We start from the raw sequence: 16,610 nt of genomic DNA on the forward strand, positions 1-16,610 counted from the left end.
AATCCTGCAAAAATTCCGACAAACACATATCCCCGGCAAATCGGGAGAAAATAGATAAAAACAAGTGAGAATACAGATTTTGCGGGTAAAACCGCCCAGTTTGCGGATAGAAAATTTGCATAAAATCAGAAAGGCGGAGGCATTTTTGAGCGAGAAAAACAAAAAACAGCAATCTCTGGTGAGCGGGGAGGAGCCGGCGGAGGAGGCACAGGACGCCGCCCAGGCCCAGCAGGAACAGGCGCAGATTCTGAACATGGGCTCGGTGACGGTGCAGAAGGGCAGCTACACCATCCACTGCCTGACCATCATCGGCCAGATCGAGGGGCACTTTATCCTGCCGCCCCAGAACAAGACCACCAAGTACGAACACGTCATCCCCCAGCTGGTGGCCATTGAGGAGCGCGACGACATCGACGGGCTCATCGTCATCCTCAACACCGTGGGGGGCGACGTGGAGGCGGGGCTGGCCATCGCCGAGTTGATCGCCGGCATGGAAAAGCCCACCGCCTCCCTGGTGCTGGGCGGCGGCCACTCCATCGGGGTGCCGCTGGCGGTGGCCGCCGGGCGCTCCTTCATCGCCCCCAGCGCCACCATGACCATCCACCCGGTGCGGATGAACGGGCTGGTGTTGGGGGTTCCCCAGACCTTTTCCTACTTTGAGCAGATGCAGGACCGCATTCTGAATTTTGTGGCCGGCAACTCCCGCATCGGCAAGGAGCGATTCAAGGAGCTGATGATGACCACCGGCGAACTGGTGATGGACGTGGGGACGGTCCTGGACGGGGAGCGGGCCACCCAAGAGGGGCTCATCGACGAGCTGGGCGGCCTCAAAGAGGCCATGAACTACCTCTACCGGGAGATCGAATCCCGCCGCAAAGAGGCGCCCGAGGGCGGGGAGGAGAACAAAAAAGAGACAGCCGCCCGCAAAAAGGGGAAAAAAGAGGAGAGCGCCCCCGCAAAAACAGGGAAGAAGGCGAACAAATGATTTTACACACCCCGGTCCCTTGTGGTATGATAATGGAGGCGGAAACCCCCGCCCCGCCGCCGGAATACTACCGGTCGGGCGGCCAGCTCTGCCAGGTGTCGGGCGGCCGGGTGGAGCGGCTGATCTCCACCGATCCCAACGCCTTTTTGGAGCCCGGATTTCAGCCCGGCGCTCCCCTGACGCCGGAGCGCTGATCCGGTCTTTGCCGCCCCGCCGGGAGCGGCTTACATAAAAACGGGTTTTTCAAGGGCTGCCGGCCCCCTTTTTTGGCCGGCTGGGTGGGACAGGCCCCGCTTTTTTGCGCGGGGCCCCAGAATAGCAACCGATTTGCCCCCTCTGCGCCAGCGCAGGGCAGGGGCTTGATTTGAGGAGTTTTCATGGCAACGAAGCGCACAACCGGAAAGCGGGCGGCCCCCAGGTCGGGAGCCACCCAGAAAAACAAACTCTTTCGCCAGCAGATGGCGGCGGTCATCGCCTTTGCGGTGGGGCTGCTGCTGACCTTTTTGGCACTGGTGAGCGGGCTGAATGTCTGGCGGGCCCTACACAACTTCCTCTTCGGCCTCTTCGGGCTAGCCGCCTATCTGGTGGGGCCGCTGGTGGTCTACATATCCGGCTCCTCGGCCCTCAAAAAGCGCTCGATTGTCAAACCCATGCTGTTGGGGGCCCTCTTTCTGGCCTTTCTCTGCGGGGCCATCCAGCTCCTCTTTGCCCCTGAGCTGCTGGGCAACAACTTCTTTGACAGATTTCTCAATCTCTACGCCATGGGGGCGGCCAAGCGGGGCGGCGGCCTCGCCTTCTGCCTGCTGGGCTGGCCGCTGCTGGCCATGTTCGGCAAGACTGGCGCTGTGCTCACCATGGGGATCGCCGCCTTTGTCATTTTGATGTTTATCAGCGGCAAGACCCTGCTGGATCTGCACCAGAGCGTGCAGAAGCCGGTCCGCCAGGCCAAGGAGATGGTGGCCGAGCGGATGCAGCGGGGGGCGGCCAACATCGACGTGGACATTGGCGGCTCCCGCCCCATCGACATCCCCCTGGGCCCCGACGAGGAGCGCCCCGCCCTCCGCCGCAAAAAGGAGAAGGCGGCCCCCGCCCTCCCCCCGCAGGAGCCGGAGGAGGCCCTGCCCGACCCCGCCCGCCGCCAGGAGGACGAGGACGCCCTTGACGCCCTGGTGCAAAAAATTGTAAACGGCGGCGCGCCCGCCCCTCAAAAGGAGGAGCTGGACCCCGCTGAGATCTTCACCTTTACCGCCCCCGATATCAAGCCCGCCGCGGCCGTCGTCCCCGGCGAGAAGGGGGAGACCCCGCCTCCTGAAGGGGAGGGGGCAGAGCCCTTCACCGCCCCCGCAGAGGAAGAGGAGGAGACCCCCGTCTACAACTACCCCTCGGTGGGGCTGCTCAACCCGCCCCCCGCCGAAAACAACCGGGACATCTCCCGCGAACTCAAGCAAAACGGGGAGCGGCTGGTGGACACCCTCAAGAGTTTTGGGGTGCAGACCAAGATCATCAACATCAGCCGTGGCCCGGCGGTGACCCGGTACGAGCTGCAGCCCAACGCCGGGGTCAAGATCAGCAAGATCACCAACCTGGCCGACGACATCGCCCTCAACCTGGCGGCCTCCGGGGTGCGCATCGAAGCGCCCATCCCCAACAAGGCGGCGGTGGGCATTGAGGTGCCCAACAAAAACACCAGCGTGGTGGGCATTCGGGAGATGCTGGATTCCCCGGCCTTCCGGGATGCGGGCAGTGCCCTCTCGGTGGCCCTGGGCAAGGACATCGCCGGCAACGTCAAGGTGGCCGACATCGGCAAGATGCCCCACGTCCTCATCGCCGGCGCTACCGGTTCGGGCAAATCCGTCTGCATCAACTCCATCATCTTGAGTTTGCTCTACAAGTCCTCCCCCGAGGAGGTGCGGCTGCTGATGGTCGACCCCAAGGTGGTGGAACTGGGGGTCTACAACGGCATCCCCCACCTGCTGGTGCCGGTGGTCACCGACCCCCACAAGGCGGCCGGCGCCCTGGGGTGGGCGGTGACCGAGATGCTCAACCGCTACAAGCTCTTTGCGGCCAACAACGTCCGCGACCTGGGGGGGTACAACAAGCTCTGCGAGAGCCGGGGGGAGAAGCCCCTCTACCGCATCGTCATCATCATCGACGAGTTGGCCGACCTGATGATGGCCGCCCCCGGCGAGGTGGAGGACAGCATCTGCCGGTTGGCGCAGATGGCCCGCGCCGCGGGGATGCATCTGATCATTGCCACCCAGCGCCCCTCGGTGGACGTGATCACCGGCGTCATCAAGGCCAACATCCCCAGCCGCATCGCCTTTGCCGTCTCCAGCCAGGTGGATTCCCGCACCATCCTCGACGGGGCGGGGGCCGAGAAGCTGTTGGGCAGGGGAGACATGCTCTACTTCCCGGTGGGGGCCTCCAAGCCCACCCGCATTCAGGGCTGCTTTGTCACCGACGAGGAGATCGAGCGGGTGGTCGAGGCCATCAAGCCCGACACCCCCAAGACCTATGACGAGCAGATCATCGAGGAGATCGACAAGCAGGCCGCCGCCGAGAAGGGCAAGGGGTCGAACGGCGGCAGCGGGGAAGAGGGGGACGACATGCTCCCCGACGCCATCGAGGTGGCGGTGGACGCCGGCCAGATCTCCACCTCCATGCTGCAGCGCAAGCTGAAACTGGGCTATGCCCGGGCCGCCCGCATCGTCGACGAGATGGAGGAGCGGGGGATCATCGGACCCTTTGAGGGCTCCAAGCCCCGCAAGGTGCTCATCAGCCGCCAGCAGTGGCTGGAGATGTGCGCCAACCAGGACGCCCTTGAGCACTAGAGAGAAGAGAGACCGTACGGCAGGCAGGGGAGTTTCCTCTGCCCGCCTTCTGCTGTGCGGCGCCGCCCGCCGGAAAGGACACCCATGAACGATTTTCTGCCCATCAGCCGCGCCGAGATGGAGGAGCGGGGCTGGACCCAGCCCGATTTTGTCTACATCTGCGGCGACAGCTATATCGACCACCCCAGTTTCGGCTGCGCCATCATCACCCGGGTGCTGGAGAGCGCCGGCTACAAGGTGGCGATCCTCTCCCAGCCGGATGTGAAGGAGGACGCCCCCTTCACCCAGTTCGGCCAGCCCCGGCTGGGATTTCTCATCTCTGCGGGCAACGTGGACTCGATGGTCAACCACTACACTGTGGCGAAAAAGCGCCGCGCCACCGATTTTTACACCGCCGGCGGGGTGATGGGCAAGCGCCCTGACCGGGCCACCATCGTCTACTCCCAAATCGTCCGACGCCTCTACCCCGACGCGCCCATCCTCATCGGCGGGGTGGAGGCGTCCATGCGCCGCTTTGCCCACTACGACTACTGGGACAACGCCGTTCGCCCCAGCATCCTCCAGGACGCAAAGGCCGACTTGCTCCTCTACGGCATGGGGGAACACCAGATCGTCGAGGTGGCCGACCGCCTGGCGGCGGGGGAGCCGGTGGCGGCCATCCGGGACGTGCGGGGCACCTGCTACTTTGCCGAGCGCAGCGAGCTGCCCGACGGCTATGTGGAGTGCGCCAGCTTTGAAAAGGTGCGGGAGAACAAGCGCAGCTACGCCAAGGCCCAGGCCATTCAGTACAACGAGTGCGACTGCGCCACCGGCCGCCTGCTGGTGCAAAAGCACGGCGACCGGGTGCTGGTGGCGACGCCCCCCTCCCGCCCCCTGGCGAGGGAGGAGCTGGACCGGGTCTATGCGCTGCCCTACCAGCGCACCTATCACCCCATCTACGAAGCGCTGGGCGGGGTGCCGGCCATTGCGGAGGTGGAGTTCTCCATCATCCACAACCGGGGCTGTTTCGGCGGCTGCAACTTCTGCGCCATCGCCGTTCACCAGGGGCGGCACGTCACCAGCCGTTCGGCCGAGTCGGTGCTGGAGGAGGCCGAGCGGATGACCCACAACCCCCGCTTCAAGGGGTATATCCACGACGTGGGGGGGCCCACCGCCAACTTCCGCGGCCCCTCCTGCGATGGGCAGCTGGAGCGGGGGATGTGCAAAAACGGCCGCAAGTGCCTGGCCCCCACCCCCTGCCCCAAACTCAAGGTCGACCACCGGGAGTACGACGACATCCTGGAGCGGATGCGGCAAATCCCCGGCATCAAAAAGGTGTTTGTCCGCTCGGGCATCCGCTTTGACTACCTGAATCTGGACAGAGACCAGACCTTTTTTGACCACCTGGTGAAATACCACGTCTCGGGCCAGCTGAAGGTGGCCCCCGAAAACTGCAGCGACCGGGTGCTGCGGGCCATGGGCAAACCGGGCATTGCCAGTTACCGCAAGTTCCAGAGAGCCTTCTACCAAAAGACCAAGCAGATCGGCAAGAAGCAGTACCTGGTGCCCTATCTCATGAGTTCCCACCCGGGCAGCGGGCTCAAAGAGGCCATCGACCTGGCCCTCTTTTTGAAGGAGGAGGGGCTGCGCCCCCAGCAGGTGCAGGACTTTTACCCCACCCCCTTCTCCATCTCCACCTGCATGTACTACACCGGGATGGACCCCTTTACCCTGGAGGAGATATACGTGGCCACCGACCCCCACGAAAAGGCCATGCAGCGGGCCCTGATCCAGTATTTTCTGCCCCAGAACCAACAGCTGGTGCTGGAGGCCCTCAAGCGGGCGGGCCGCTGGGACCTGATCGGATTTGGGCCCGAGTGCCTGGTCAAGCCCGATGCCAAGACCGCCGCCGCCCTGCGGGCGCGCCGGCAGGCCCAGGGGGAGAAACGGGGCCAGGGCAGGCGGCCGGCCGGCCGCCAGAAGGGAGGGCGTGAGCCGTGGCAAAGCGCAAAACCGTCCGCAGGACGGCCAAAAGGCAAAAAGAAAAGGTAAAAAAGGCCCTGTTGGGGGTGCTGGTCAGCCTGGTGGCCCTGGTGCTGGTGGTGCTGGGGATGGACCCGGATTGGCTGGGCGCCATCCCCGGCGGAAACGACCTGTTGGCCAGTCTCGGCCTCTCGGACATCTCGATCCCCGAGGGGGAGGCCTCGGTCCACTTCATCGACGTGGGGCAGGGGGACGCCTCCCTCATCTTGGTGGACGGGCACGCCGTCCTCATTGACGGGGGCGAAAACGACAAGGGCGACACGGTGGTGAACTACCTGAAAAACCAGGGGGTGGAAAAGCTCGACCTCATCGTCGCCACCCATCCCCACTCCGACCACATCGGCGGGCTGGACGCGGTGATGGCCGCCATCCCCACCGACACCCTGCTGATGCCCCGCCTGCCCCAGACCCAGCTGCCCACCACCAAGACCTACAAAGACCTGCTCACCCAGGCGGCCGAGAGCCAAGTCAAGGTGGTGTACAGCGAGCCGGGACAGCAGCTCACCTACGGCGACGGCCGGCTGACGGTGCTGGGGCCGCTGGAGAACTACGACGACCTGAACGACACCTCGGCTGTGGTCCTCTTTCGCTACGGCAGCCAGCGCTTTCTCTTTACCGGGGACATGGAGGCAAGGGCCGAAGAGGACCTGCTCGAGGAGTACGGGGCCGCCGAACTGAAGGCCCAGGTGCTCAAACTGGGGCACCACGGCAGCAGCACCAGCACCTCGGCGGCCTTTTTGGACAGGGTGAACCCCGAGATCGCCGTGGCCTGTGTGGGGGAGGGCAATTCCTACGGCCACCCCCACCAGGAGACGGTGGACCTGTTGGCCAACCGGGGGATCCGCTTCCTGCGGACCGATCAAAACGGCGCTGTCGTCCTCTCCACCGACGGCAGCAGCTTGCAGGTCATCTGCCAGAAGGGGGAGTGAGGGGATGTTTTACAGCGTGGACCGCATTGAAAGCCCCTTTGCCGTTTTGCAGGATGACGAGGGCGAAGAACGCACCGTCCCCCTGGCGGAGTTGCCGGAGGGCCTGCGGGAGGGGGACGTCCTCTGCCGGGAAGGGGAGAACTGGCGGCCCGCCTCGGAGGAGAGGGACCGCCGCCGCGCTGAATTGCAGGCGCTGCTGGATCGGCTGACGGGAAAACAATAAATAGATGCGGGAGGGGGCAAGAGCGGGAGACAGCCCCCTCCCGTTTTGCGTCTGGTTTTTGCCGGGAGGGGGTGCTATAATAGGAATAGAGAGAGCCTGCCTGCAAGATGAAAGGGGGGCGATTTGAATGGCAAAAAGACTGTTGCCAAAACAGCCGGACCGGGATGTTTTGCAGTTTGCCAGGTGGGTGTCTGGCGCCCCCTTCTTCGGGCTGGCTGCAAGCTGTGGAGCCGCCGCCGTCCTGCTGCTGCGGGGCGGGGCCTGGTCTCTGTCCACCGCCCTCTACCTCGCCGTTCCCCCGGTGGGGATGTCGGCCCTCTACGTCGTTTTGGCGGGTGTTTTCAGGGGCCGCTACGGCCTGAAAACGCCTTTCTTCCCCCGGGTGCTGCGGCTGCCCGCCCTGTTTTTGGCATTGGTGCTGGCCGCCCTCTGCTTTGCCCTGGCCCGCTGACGGGAAGGGGCAAACAGAACGGCAAAATGAAAAAAAGAATTTCTCGCCGCCGGCTTATCTTTCAAAAGGGCCGGCGGCTATTTTTGTTTCTTCCCCCTGTTTTTTCGCCAGAGGGTTGCAATGGGGAGAGATTGTGATACCATAGAGATAAATTGAACTATATCATTTTGGCGAGAGACACCCTGAAACGGGGAGGGGCGTCTCGCCGTCTGCGCCCAGGGCGCAGCGAAAGGAATGGGGTTTTATGAGAGAGATCGAAGCCGCCCAGATCACCCAGGTGGTCAAGCGCCTCTGCATTGAGGCCAACTGCCGCCTGCCGGAGGATGTGCAGGCGCGCATCCGCGCCTGCCGCGCCTGCGAGGACGGGGAGACCGCCTGCGGCATCCTGGACAAGATCATCCAAAACTACGAGATCGCCGGGGCCGAAGGGGTGCCCATCTGCCAGGACACCGGCATGGCCTGCGTCTTTTTGAAGATCGGGCAGGAGGTGCACATTGTCGGCGACCTGCGCGCGGCGGTGGACGAGGGGGTGCGCCAGGGGTATGCCGAGGGGCGGCTGCGCAAATCGGTGGTGCGCGACCCGCTGGACCGGGTCAACACCGGGGACAACACCCCGGCCCTCCTCTACTGCGAACTGGCGCCCGGCGAGCAGATCGAAATCACCGTGGCCCCCAAGGGCTTTGGCAGTGAGAACATGAGCCAGATCAAGATGCTCAAGCCCTCCGACGGGCTGGAGGGGGTGCGCGATTTTGTGTTGCAGGTGGTGGAGGACGCCGGCCCCAACCCCTGCCCCCCCATCGTGGTGGGAGTCGGGCTGGGCGGCAGCTTTGACAAGGCCGCCCTGCTGGCCAAGCAGGCCCTGATGCGGCCCCTCGACCAGCGCAGCCCAAGCCCGTTTTACGCCGGGCTTGAAGAAGAGCTGTTGGAAAGAATCAACCAAAAGGGAATCGGGCCCCAGGGCTTTGGGGGAAAGACCACCGCCCTGGCCGTCAACATCGAGGCCATGCCCACCCACATTGCCGGGCTGCCCTGCGCGGTGAACATCAACTGCCACGTGACCCGCCACAAGACGGAGGTGCTTTGAGATGGAGAAGAAGATCACCACCCCCCTGACCCGCGAGGCCGCCCGCCAGCTGCGCTGCGGCGAGAGCGTCCTCATCAGCGGGGTCATCTACACCGCCCGGGACGCCGCCCACAAGCGGCTGGTGGAGTTGGCCGAAAAGGGCGAGCCCCTGCCCTTTGACGTGGAGAACGCCACCATCTACTACGTGGGGCCCACCCCCGCCAAGGAGGGACGTCCCATCGGCTCGGCCGGCCCCACCACCAGCTACCGGATGGACGCCTATTCCCCCACCCTCATCGCCCTGGGGGAGACCGGGATGATCGGCAAGGGGAAACGGGGGCCCGAGGTGGTTGCCGCCATGGAGGAGCACGGCGCGGTCTACTTTGGGGCCATCGGCGGGGCGGGGGCCCTGCTGGCCCGCTGCGTCAAGAAGGCCGAGATCGTGGCCTACGAGGACCTGGGGGCCGAGGCCGTCCGCCGGCTGGAGGTGGAGGATTTTCCCGCCGTGGTGGTCATCGACTCCACCGGAAAAAACCTCTACGAGACCGGGCGGGCGGAGTACCTGGCCGCCCGCGACGGGAAGTGAGACGGCGAAAAGGGGGAGGAGGACGCCCATGAAAATTCAGCTGAAGCAGGGGAGTCAGGTCCCCGTCTACCGCCAGATTGCCGAGGCCGTCGCCGGTCAGATCGCCGAGGGGCAGTTGGCCCCCGGCGACAAGCTGCCCACCGTCCGCCAGCTGGCGGAGGAGACCGGTTTGGCCCAGGGGACGGTGAAACACGCCTACGACGAACTGGAGAAAGAGGGGCTCATCGAGATGGCGCAGGGCCGGGGAACCTTTGTCCGGGGGCGGGAGGAGAGCGCCTCCGGCGGCCGCAAAGACCTGGCGATGGCGGCCATCGACGCCCTGCTGGACCGGATGGAGGAATTGGGCTTTTCCAGCCGGGAGAGCGAGATATTCTTTTCCCTCAAGCTGCGGGAGCGGGAAGAGGGGTATGAGCAGGTGCGGCTGGCCCTGGTGGACTGCAACGCCGAGGCCCTCTCTCAGATGGCCGACCAGCTCTCCCGGGTGGCGGACGTGGACGTCTATCAGTTCCTGCTGGACGATGTGCTGAACGCCCCCTACAAGATCGGTGACCACGAGGACCTGGTCATCACCACCTCCACCCACTTTCACCAGCTCTCCCAGGCGGTGGGGGGGCGCTGCCGGCTGGTACGGGTGGTGCTCTCCCCCTCCAACCAGACCCTGACCGCCCTGGCCCGCGCCCCGGAGGAGGGGCGGGTGGGCATCCTCACCGCCAGCGACAAGTTCGGGCGGATCATCCGCCGCAGCTGCGCCGCCCTGGGCATCGACGGCGGCCGGGTGGATGCCCGCCTCTTTGGCGGAGAGGGGGTACAGGCCTTTGTGGAGGGCCACCCCGTCCTCATCCTCCCCCCCAACTACAACCGCTTCTGTTCCAAAGAGGAGGGGGAGTGGGTGCGCGCCGCCGCCCGGGCCGGGCAGACGGTCATCCGCTACGACTACCTGGTGGACGGCGGTTCCCTACTCTCTATTGAGGAGCAGATCGAGGAGGTTCGCCGAGGCAAAAAGGGCCGCTAAAGACAGGCTTTGAGAAAAAAGAGGGAAATGAACTAGTTCATTTTCCTCTTTTTTTGCGTATAGATGGAGAAACATCCAAAGTAGCCAAAACAGAGCCGGGATTTTCTCCCTTATTATCCGGAAAAAGGGAGAAATTTCGGTTGATTTATGATATATAACAATATATATTATAGATATAGTTCAAATCAAATTTGCGAAAGCAAGGGGTGCGAAATGGAACAGAAAACTTTGGTCATCGGGGTGATCGGGGCGGACGTCCACGCCGTGGGCATCAAAATCCTCGACCACGCGTTCACCGACGCGGGGTTCAATGTCATCAACCTGGGGGTTATGGTCTCGCAGGAGGAGTACATTGCCGCCGCCATCGAGTCGGACGCAGACGCCATCGTGGTCTCCTCCCTCTACGGGCACGGCGAGCTGGACTGCCGGGGCCTGCGCCAGAAGTGCGACGAGGCGGGACTGGGGGGGATCCTCCTCTACGTGGGGGGAAACATCGTGGTGGGCAAGCAGCCCTTTGCAGATGTGGAGCGCCGGTTTTTGGCCATGGGCTTTGACCGGGTCTTCCCCCCGGGCACCTCGCCGGAGACCACCATCGCCTCCCTCAAAAAAGACCTGGGCGTCGCGTGAGGCGGTGAGGGAGCGATGCGACCGATCCTCTTAATTGACTTTGGAAGTACATACACCAAGGTGACCGCCGTCGACGTGGACGCCCCCGCCCTGCTGGGCACCGCTTCCAGCTACACCACCGTGCAGACCGACGTGGGGGAGGGACTTGCGCGGGCGGTGGCACAGCTGGAAGGACAGACCGGCAAGCTGGACTACGCCGAGCGCTACGCCTGCTCCTCCGCCGCCGGGGGGCTGCGGATGGTCACCTGCGGACTGGTGCCCGAACTGACGGCCGAGGCCGCCAAGCAGGCCAGCTTGGGGGCGGGGGCCAAGGTGGTGGGGGTCTACTCCTACCAGCTCACCGAGGACGATGCAGACGAGATCGCCGCCGCCCGGCCCGACATCGTCCTCCTCACCGGGGGGACCGACGGGGGGAACCGGGACTGCATCCTCCACAACGCCGGGATGCTGGCCGGGGTCCCCGGCGACTTCCCGGTGGTGGTGGCTGGAAACCGCGCCGCCGCCCGCGGGTGCCAGCGGCTGCTGGCCCAAAAGGAAACCCTGCTGTGCGAAAATGTGATGCCCCGCTTCGGGGTGCTCAACATCGAGCCCGCGCAGCAGAAAATCCGCGACATCTTCCTCGACCGGATCATCCGGGCCAAGGGGCTTTCCCAGGCGTCGGAACTGGTCTCGGGCATCCTCATGCCCACCCCTTCGGCGATGCTGGCGGCCATGACACTGCTGGCCGACGGCCTCGAGGGGGAGCCCGGCGTTGGCGAATTGCTGGCGGTGGACCTGGGGGGCGCCACCACCGACGTCTACTCCATCGCCAACGGGATGCCCAAGCAGCTGGACACCGTCTACAAAGGGCTGCCCGAGCCCTACGCCAAGCGGACGGTGGAGGGGGACATCGGCATGCGCTACAGCGTCCAGGGCATCCTCGAGGCCGCCGGATTGGACCGGGTGGCTCAGTTGGCCGAACTTCCCCCTGATACGGTGCGGCAGATGGTGGAGGACCTGGCCGCCCACCCCGACAAACTGCCCGACAGCGAGGCGGGCCGACAGCTGGATTTTGCCCTGGCGTCCCTGGCGGTGGAGACCGCCGTGGCCCGCCACGCCGGCACCATCGAGCAGACCTATACCCCGGTGGGGCTGACCTACGTGCAGACCGGCAAGGACTTGAGCGACGTGCGGCGGATCATCGCCACCGGCGGCGCCCTCATCCACGCCCCCCGGCCGGCGGAGGCGGTGCGGCACGCCCTTTGGAACCCGGCCGACCCCATCTCCCTGCGGCCCAAACAGGCGCAGGTGTGGGTGGACAGACACTACATTCTGGCGGCCATGGGCCTGTTGGCCGAACACCACCCCCGAGCCGCTTTACAGATGATGAAGAGGGAGTTGACCTGCGATGGAAATTCAAAATAAGCGAATCGAAGACGGCGCCTTTGAGCAAATTCGCCAAGAGGTGTTGGGCCAGTGGCCCACCGGCAGGGAGGTGGACTTGCAGGAGGCCTTCGACTTTCACCGCCAGCTGCCCGAGAGCAAGGTGTTCTCCCGCAAGTTGAGCCGGGCCAAGAGGGAGGGAAAGACCCTCATTCAGCCCCGGGCGGGGGTCGCCCTCATCAAAGAGCACATCGAGCTGCTGACCTACCTGCAGGACAGGGGAGAGGCGGACTTGCTGCCCACCACCATCGACAGCTACACCCGGCAAAACCGCTATGAGGACGCCGAGAAGGGGATCGTCGAGTCGGCCAAGAGCCAGAAGTCGATGCTCAACGGCCTGCCGGCGGTCAACCACGGGGTGGCCGGCTGCCGTCAGATCATCCAGAGTCTGGACATCCCGGTGCAGATTCGCCATGGCACCCCCGACGCCCGCCTCCTCACCGAGATCTGCTATGCCGCCGGCTTCACCAGCTACGAGGGGGGCGGCATCTCCTACAACGTCCCCTACGCCAAGAACGTGCCGCTGGAGCGCACCATCCTCGACTGGCAGTACTGCGACCGGCTCACCGGCCTCTACGAGGAGGCGGGCATCCCCATCAACCGCGAGCCCTACGGCCCCCTCACCGGCACCCTGGTGCCCCCCTGCATCTCCCACGCGGTGGCCATCATCGAGAGCTTGTTGGCCGCTGAACAGGGGGTCAAAAACATCACCGTGGGCTACGGCCAGTGCGGCAACCTGGTGCAGGACGTGGCCGCCATCCGCACCCTGGAAGAGCTGACCGACGAGTACCTGGAGAAGTACGGCTACACCGATGTGGAGGTCACCACCGTCCTCCACCAGTGGATGGGCGGTTTCCCCCAGGACGAGGCCAAGGCCTTTGGGGTCATCTCCTGGGGGAGCGCGGCGGCGGCCCTGGCCAAGGCCACCAAGGTCATCGTCAAGACCCCGCACGAGGCCATGGGCATCCCCACCATGGAGGCAAACGCCCAGGGGCTGCGCTGCACCAAGCAGGTCATCTCGATGCTCAGCGACCAGACCCTCACCGCCGCCGGGCTGGAGGAGGAAAAGCAGATCATCGCCGCCGAGACCCGCTGCATCGTCGACAAGTGCTTTGAACTGGGCGGGGGAGACATCGCCCTGGGGACGGTGCGCGCCTTCCAGGCCGGGGTGCTGGACGTCCCCTTTGCCCCCAGCCGCTTCAACGCCGGCAAGATGCTCTCGGCCCGGGACAACGACGGGGCCATCCGCATCCTCGACGCGGGGGCCGTCCCCCTCTCGCCCGAGCTGGTGGACTACAACCGCAAAAAGATCGAGGAGCGGGCGGCCTTTGAAAAGCGCAAGGCGTCTTTTCAGATGGTCATCGACGATGTCTACGCCATCTCCAAAGGCCGGCTGGTGGGCCGCCCCTGGCGATAGGGCAGAGCGGGCAGAAAAGCGCGACAGACAGCTTAGAGCAGGAGGAACACACTGTGAAAATTGTTGATTTGGTCTGCGCCAAGGGGCGCACCGGATTTTTCTTTGACGATCAGCGGGCCATCAAGATGGGGGCCGAATCGGACGGCGCGGCCTATCTGGGCCAAACCGCCACCGCCGGGTTCTCGGCGGTCCGCCAGGCGGGCGAGGCCATCTCGGTGATGCTGGTGCTGGAGGACGGACAGGTGGCCTACGGCGACTGCGCGGCGGTCCAGTACAGCGGCGCGGGCGGAAGGGACCCCCTCTTCCTGGCAGAGGACTTCATCCCCGTCATCGAGCGGGAGATAAAGCCCCGCCTGGTGGGCAGGGAGGCAGACAATTTCCGCGCTCTGGCGGAGGAGGTCGACCGGCTGCAGGTGGGCGGCAAGCAGCTGCACACCGCCATCCGCTACGGGGTGACCCAGGCCATCCTCGACGCGGTGGCCAAGGCCTCCCACCGGCTGATGTGCGAGGTGGTGGCCGACGAGTACCACACCCAGGTCACCGACCGGGAGATCCCCATCTTCACCCAGTCGGGGGACAACCGCTACGAGAACACCGACAAGATGATCATGAAGGGGGCCCAGGTGCTGCCCCACGCCCTCATCAACAACGTGGAGACCAAGCTGGGTCCAAAGGGCGAAAAGCTGGCCGAGTACGTGAGCTGGCTGCGCGATCGCATCCTCAAACTGCGGCTGGACGGGGACTACGCGCCGGTGCTGCACATCGACGTCTACGGCACCATCGGCGCGGCCTTTGGCAACCAAAACTACCAGGGGATGGCCGACTACCTGGCCGAACTGGCCGAGATTGCCGCCCCCTTCCATCTGCGCATCGAGGGCCCCATGGACGTGGAGGACCGGGAGCAGCAGATGCTCGCCCTCAAAGAGCTGACCCGCCTGGTGGACCAGCGGGGCATTCCGGTGGAGCTGGTGGCCGACGAGTGGTGCAACACCCTGGAGGACATTCGCTACTTTGCCGACAACCGGGCTGGGCATATGGTGCAGATCAAGACCCCCGACCTGGGCGGCATCAACAACGTGGTGGAGGCGGTCCTCTACTGCAAGGAGAAGGGGATCGGCGCCTACCAGGGCGGCACCTGCAACGAGACCGACCGCAGCGCCCAGGTCTGCGTCAACCTGGCCATGGCCATCTGCCCCGACCAGATTCTCGCCAAGCCCGGCATGGGGGTCGACGAGGGGTACATGATCGTCTACAACGAGATGCAGCGCATCCTGGCCCTGCGCAGAGCCCAGGCCGAGCGCTAGGAGGGGTTTTTGATGAAAGCGGAATTTCGCATTCTGTCCACCACCGCCATCCTGGGGTACGGCTTCCCCAGGGAGAGCTTTGAAGAGGGGATGAAGCGCCATCCCCACCTGATCGCCGTGGACGCGGGCTCCAGCGACCCCGGGCCCTACTACCTGGGGGCGGGGGTCTCCTTTACCGACCGGGACGCGGTCAAGCGCGATCTGGAGATTATGCTGGAAGCCGGGGTCAAAGAGGGCATTCCGGTGGTCATCGGCACCGCCGGCGGCAGCGGGGGCGAACCCCACCTGAACTGGTGCCGCGAGATTGTGGAGCAGATTGCCGGGGAGAAAGGCCTCCACTTCAAGCTGGCGGTCATCCACGCCGAGTTTACGAAGGAGGCGGTCAAGGCGGCCCTGCGGGCGGGGAAGGTGCGCCCCCTTGCCCCGGCCCCCGAACTGACCGAGGAGGCGGTGGACGAAACCACCCGCATTGTGGGCCAGATGGGGATGGAGCCCTTTATCAAGGCCCTGGACGAGGGGGCGCAGGTGGTTTTGGCCGGGCGCACCTACGACCCGTCTGTCTTTGCCGCCCCGGCGGTGCGGGCGGGCTGTGACAAGGGCCTGGCCATCCACCTGGGGAAGATTTTGGAGTGCGCCTCCATCTGCGCCACCCCCGGCAGCGGGTCGGACTGCATGTTCGGCTACATCGGGGAGGACTACTTCCGGGTGGAGCCCTTGAGCCCCTTGCGCCGCTGCACCACCCTCTCGGTGGCGGCCCACACCCTCTACGAAAAGACCAACCCCTACATCCTGCCGGGGCCGGGCGGCCACCTGGATTTGACCGACTGCAAATTTGAGAAGGAGACGGAGAACATTGTCCGGGTCAGCGGCAGCCGCTTTGTGCCCGACCCCTACACCGTCAAACTGGAGGGGGCGCGCTGCATCGGCTACCGCACCGTCTCCATCGCCGGGGCCAGAGACCCCATCATGATCGAGAAGATCGACGAGGTGCTCGAAGGGGTGCGCGCCCGGGTGGCCGACAACTTCCGGGACGCCGACCTCCACTACTACCTGCACTTTAACATCTACGGCCGCAATGGGGTGATGGCGGAGTTGGAGCCCACCCCCACCACCGAGGGAGCCCACGAGCTGGGCATTGTCATCGAGGCGGTGGCCGACACCCAAAAACAGGCCGACACCATCTGCGCTTTCGCCCGCTCCACCATGCTCCACTACGGCTACGAGGGCCGCCGGGCGACCGCGGGCAACCTGGCGTTCCCCTACTCGCCCAGCGATTTTCACGCCGGCGAGGTCTATGTGTTCAGCATCTATCACGTCATTGCCGTGGACGACCCCGTCGCCCCCTTTGCCGTTGATTGTGTGGACCTGTAATGGTAGAATGAGGAGGAGAGAGCTGTGAAACAGAAACTCACCGATCTGGCAGAGATCATCCGCAGCAAGAATTCCGGCCCCTACGAGTTGACGCTGGACATCATGTTCAAGGACTTTGCCAGCTTTGAAAAGGCCTGTGAGAAGAGGATCATCAACGAGGAGGTGGTCTGCCGTCTCTACCACATCCCCCCGGAGAAGATCATCAACATCATCGAGTTCCAGCCGGCCAAGGCCATCAAGATCACCATCCAGCGCCCCATCTGTTCGGGCGACCTGGGGGAGACCGATGTCTACGGCGCCCAGCAGCACGCCCCGCTGCTGGATTTGGAATTTGACTGGTAGCAGAGACTGAGAGAGGGCCCGCACC

At 64.7% G+C, this 16,610-nt stretch carries 16 protein-coding genes; all 16 read left to right on the top strand.

Annotation, left to right across the window (positions count from 1 at the left end; all coding sequences use genetic code 11):
- Positions 1 to 145 precede the first annotated feature (145 nt).
- The 16 genes from HJY11_RS00105 to HJY11_RS00180 all read left to right on the top strand — a co-directional run bounded on the left by HJY11_RS00105 (position 146) and on the right by HJY11_RS00180 (position 16,585).
- Entirely contained in the window at positions 146 to 985 is an 840-nt protein-coding gene (locus HJY11_RS00105; RefSeq protein ID WP_279570993.1) for a ClpP family protease, read from the top strand.
- Complete coding sequence (locus HJY11_RS00110) at positions 982 to 1,179, top strand: YlzJ-like family protein (RefSeq protein WP_279570994.1); 198 nt, start codon at positions 982 to 984, stop codon at positions 1,177 to 1,179. The genes HJY11_RS00105 and HJY11_RS00110 overlap by 4 nt, the downstream gene beginning before the upstream one ends.
- 183 nt (positions 1,180 to 1,362) lie before the next feature.
- On the top strand, positions 1,363 to 3,816 hold the full coding sequence (locus HJY11_RS00115; protein ID WP_208074074.1) for an FtsK/SpoIIIE family DNA translocase: 2,454 nt from the start codon (positions 1,363 to 1,365) through the stop codon (positions 3,814 to 3,816).
- An 84-nt stretch (positions 3,817 to 3,900) separates the two neighbouring features.
- Positions 3,901 to 5,847, top strand: a complete 1,947-nt coding sequence (locus HJY11_RS00120; RefSeq protein ID WP_208074075.1) for a YgiQ family radical SAM protein — start codon at positions 3,901 to 3,903, stop codon at positions 5,845 to 5,847.
- Positions 5,793 to 6,767 carry a ComEC/Rec2 family competence protein gene (locus HJY11_RS00125; RefSeq protein WP_208074076.1) on the top strand — a complete coding sequence of 325 codons (975 nt, stop codon included), beginning with the start codon at positions 5,793 to 5,795 and terminating at the stop codon, positions 6,765 to 6,767. The genes HJY11_RS00120 and HJY11_RS00125 overlap by 55 nt, the downstream gene beginning before the upstream one ends.
- A 4-nt stretch (positions 6,768 to 6,771) precedes the next feature.
- Complete coding sequence (locus HJY11_RS00130) at positions 6,772 to 6,990, top strand: DUF3006 domain-containing protein (protein ID WP_208074077.1); 219 nt, start codon at positions 6,772 to 6,774, stop codon at positions 6,988 to 6,990.
- A gap of 127 nt (positions 6,991 to 7,117) precedes the next feature.
- Complete coding sequence (locus HJY11_RS00135; protein ID WP_208074078.1) at positions 7,118 to 7,441, top strand: hypothetical protein; 324 nt, start codon at positions 7,118 to 7,120, stop codon at positions 7,439 to 7,441.
- Between the two features lie 244 nt (positions 7,442 to 7,685).
- Positions 7,686 to 8,525 carry a fumarate hydratase gene (locus tag HJY11_RS00140; protein WP_208074079.1) on the top strand — a complete coding sequence of 280 codons (840 nt, stop codon included), beginning with the start codon at positions 7,686 to 7,688 and terminating at the stop codon, positions 8,523 to 8,525.
- 1 nt (position 8,526) lies between these two features.
- Positions 8,527 to 9,090 carry a Fe-S-containing hydro-lyase gene (locus HJY11_RS00145; protein ID WP_208074080.1) on the top strand — a complete coding sequence of 188 codons (564 nt, stop codon included), beginning with the start codon at positions 8,527 to 8,529 and terminating at the stop codon, positions 9,088 to 9,090.
- Positions 9,091 to 9,118: 28 nt separating this feature from the next.
- Entirely contained in the window at positions 9,119 to 10,102 is a 984-nt protein-coding gene (locus HJY11_RS00150; RefSeq protein ID WP_208074081.1) for a GntR family transcriptional regulator, read from the top strand.
- Between the two features lie 213 nt (positions 10,103 to 10,315).
- On the top strand, positions 10,316 to 10,729 hold the full coding sequence (glmS, locus tag HJY11_RS00155; protein ID WP_208074082.1) for a methylaspartate mutase subunit S: 414 nt from the start codon (positions 10,316 to 10,318) through the stop codon (positions 10,727 to 10,729).
- A 15-nt stretch (positions 10,730 to 10,744) separates the two neighbouring features.
- Positions 10,745 to 12,133, top strand: coding sequence for a methylaspartate mutase accessory protein GlmL (glmL, locus tag HJY11_RS00160; protein ID WP_208074083.1), 1,389 nt, complete (start codon positions 10,745 to 10,747; stop codon positions 12,131 to 12,133).
- Positions 12,117 to 13,568, top strand: coding sequence for a methylaspartate mutase subunit E (locus tag HJY11_RS00165; protein ID WP_208074084.1), 1,452 nt, complete (start codon positions 12,117 to 12,119; stop codon positions 13,566 to 13,568). Before glmL ends, HJY11_RS00165 begins: the two co-directional genes overlap by 17 nt.
- A 53-nt stretch (positions 13,569 to 13,621) precedes the next feature.
- Positions 13,622 to 14,872, top strand: coding sequence for a methylaspartate ammonia-lyase (locus HJY11_RS00170; protein ID WP_208074085.1), 1,251 nt, complete (start codon positions 13,622 to 13,624; stop codon positions 14,870 to 14,872).
- 12 nt (positions 14,873 to 14,884) lie between these two features.
- Positions 14,885 to 16,243, top strand: a complete 1,359-nt coding sequence (locus tag HJY11_RS00175) for an acyclic terpene utilization AtuA family protein (RefSeq protein WP_208074086.1) — start codon at positions 14,885 to 14,887, stop codon at positions 16,241 to 16,243.
- A gap of 24 nt (positions 16,244 to 16,267) precedes the next feature.
- Positions 16,268 to 16,585, top strand: coding sequence for a DUF4387 domain-containing protein (locus tag HJY11_RS00180; RefSeq protein WP_208074087.1), 318 nt, complete (start codon positions 16,268 to 16,270; stop codon positions 16,583 to 16,585).
- The last annotated feature ends 25 nt before the right edge of the window (positions 16,586 to 16,610 follow it).

This window comes from Bittarella massiliensis (ex Durand et al. 2017), assembly GCF_017566145.1.
GTDB classification, from domain to species: Bacteria; Bacillota; Clostridia; order Oscillospirales; family Ruminococcaceae; genus Bittarella; species Bittarella massiliensis_A.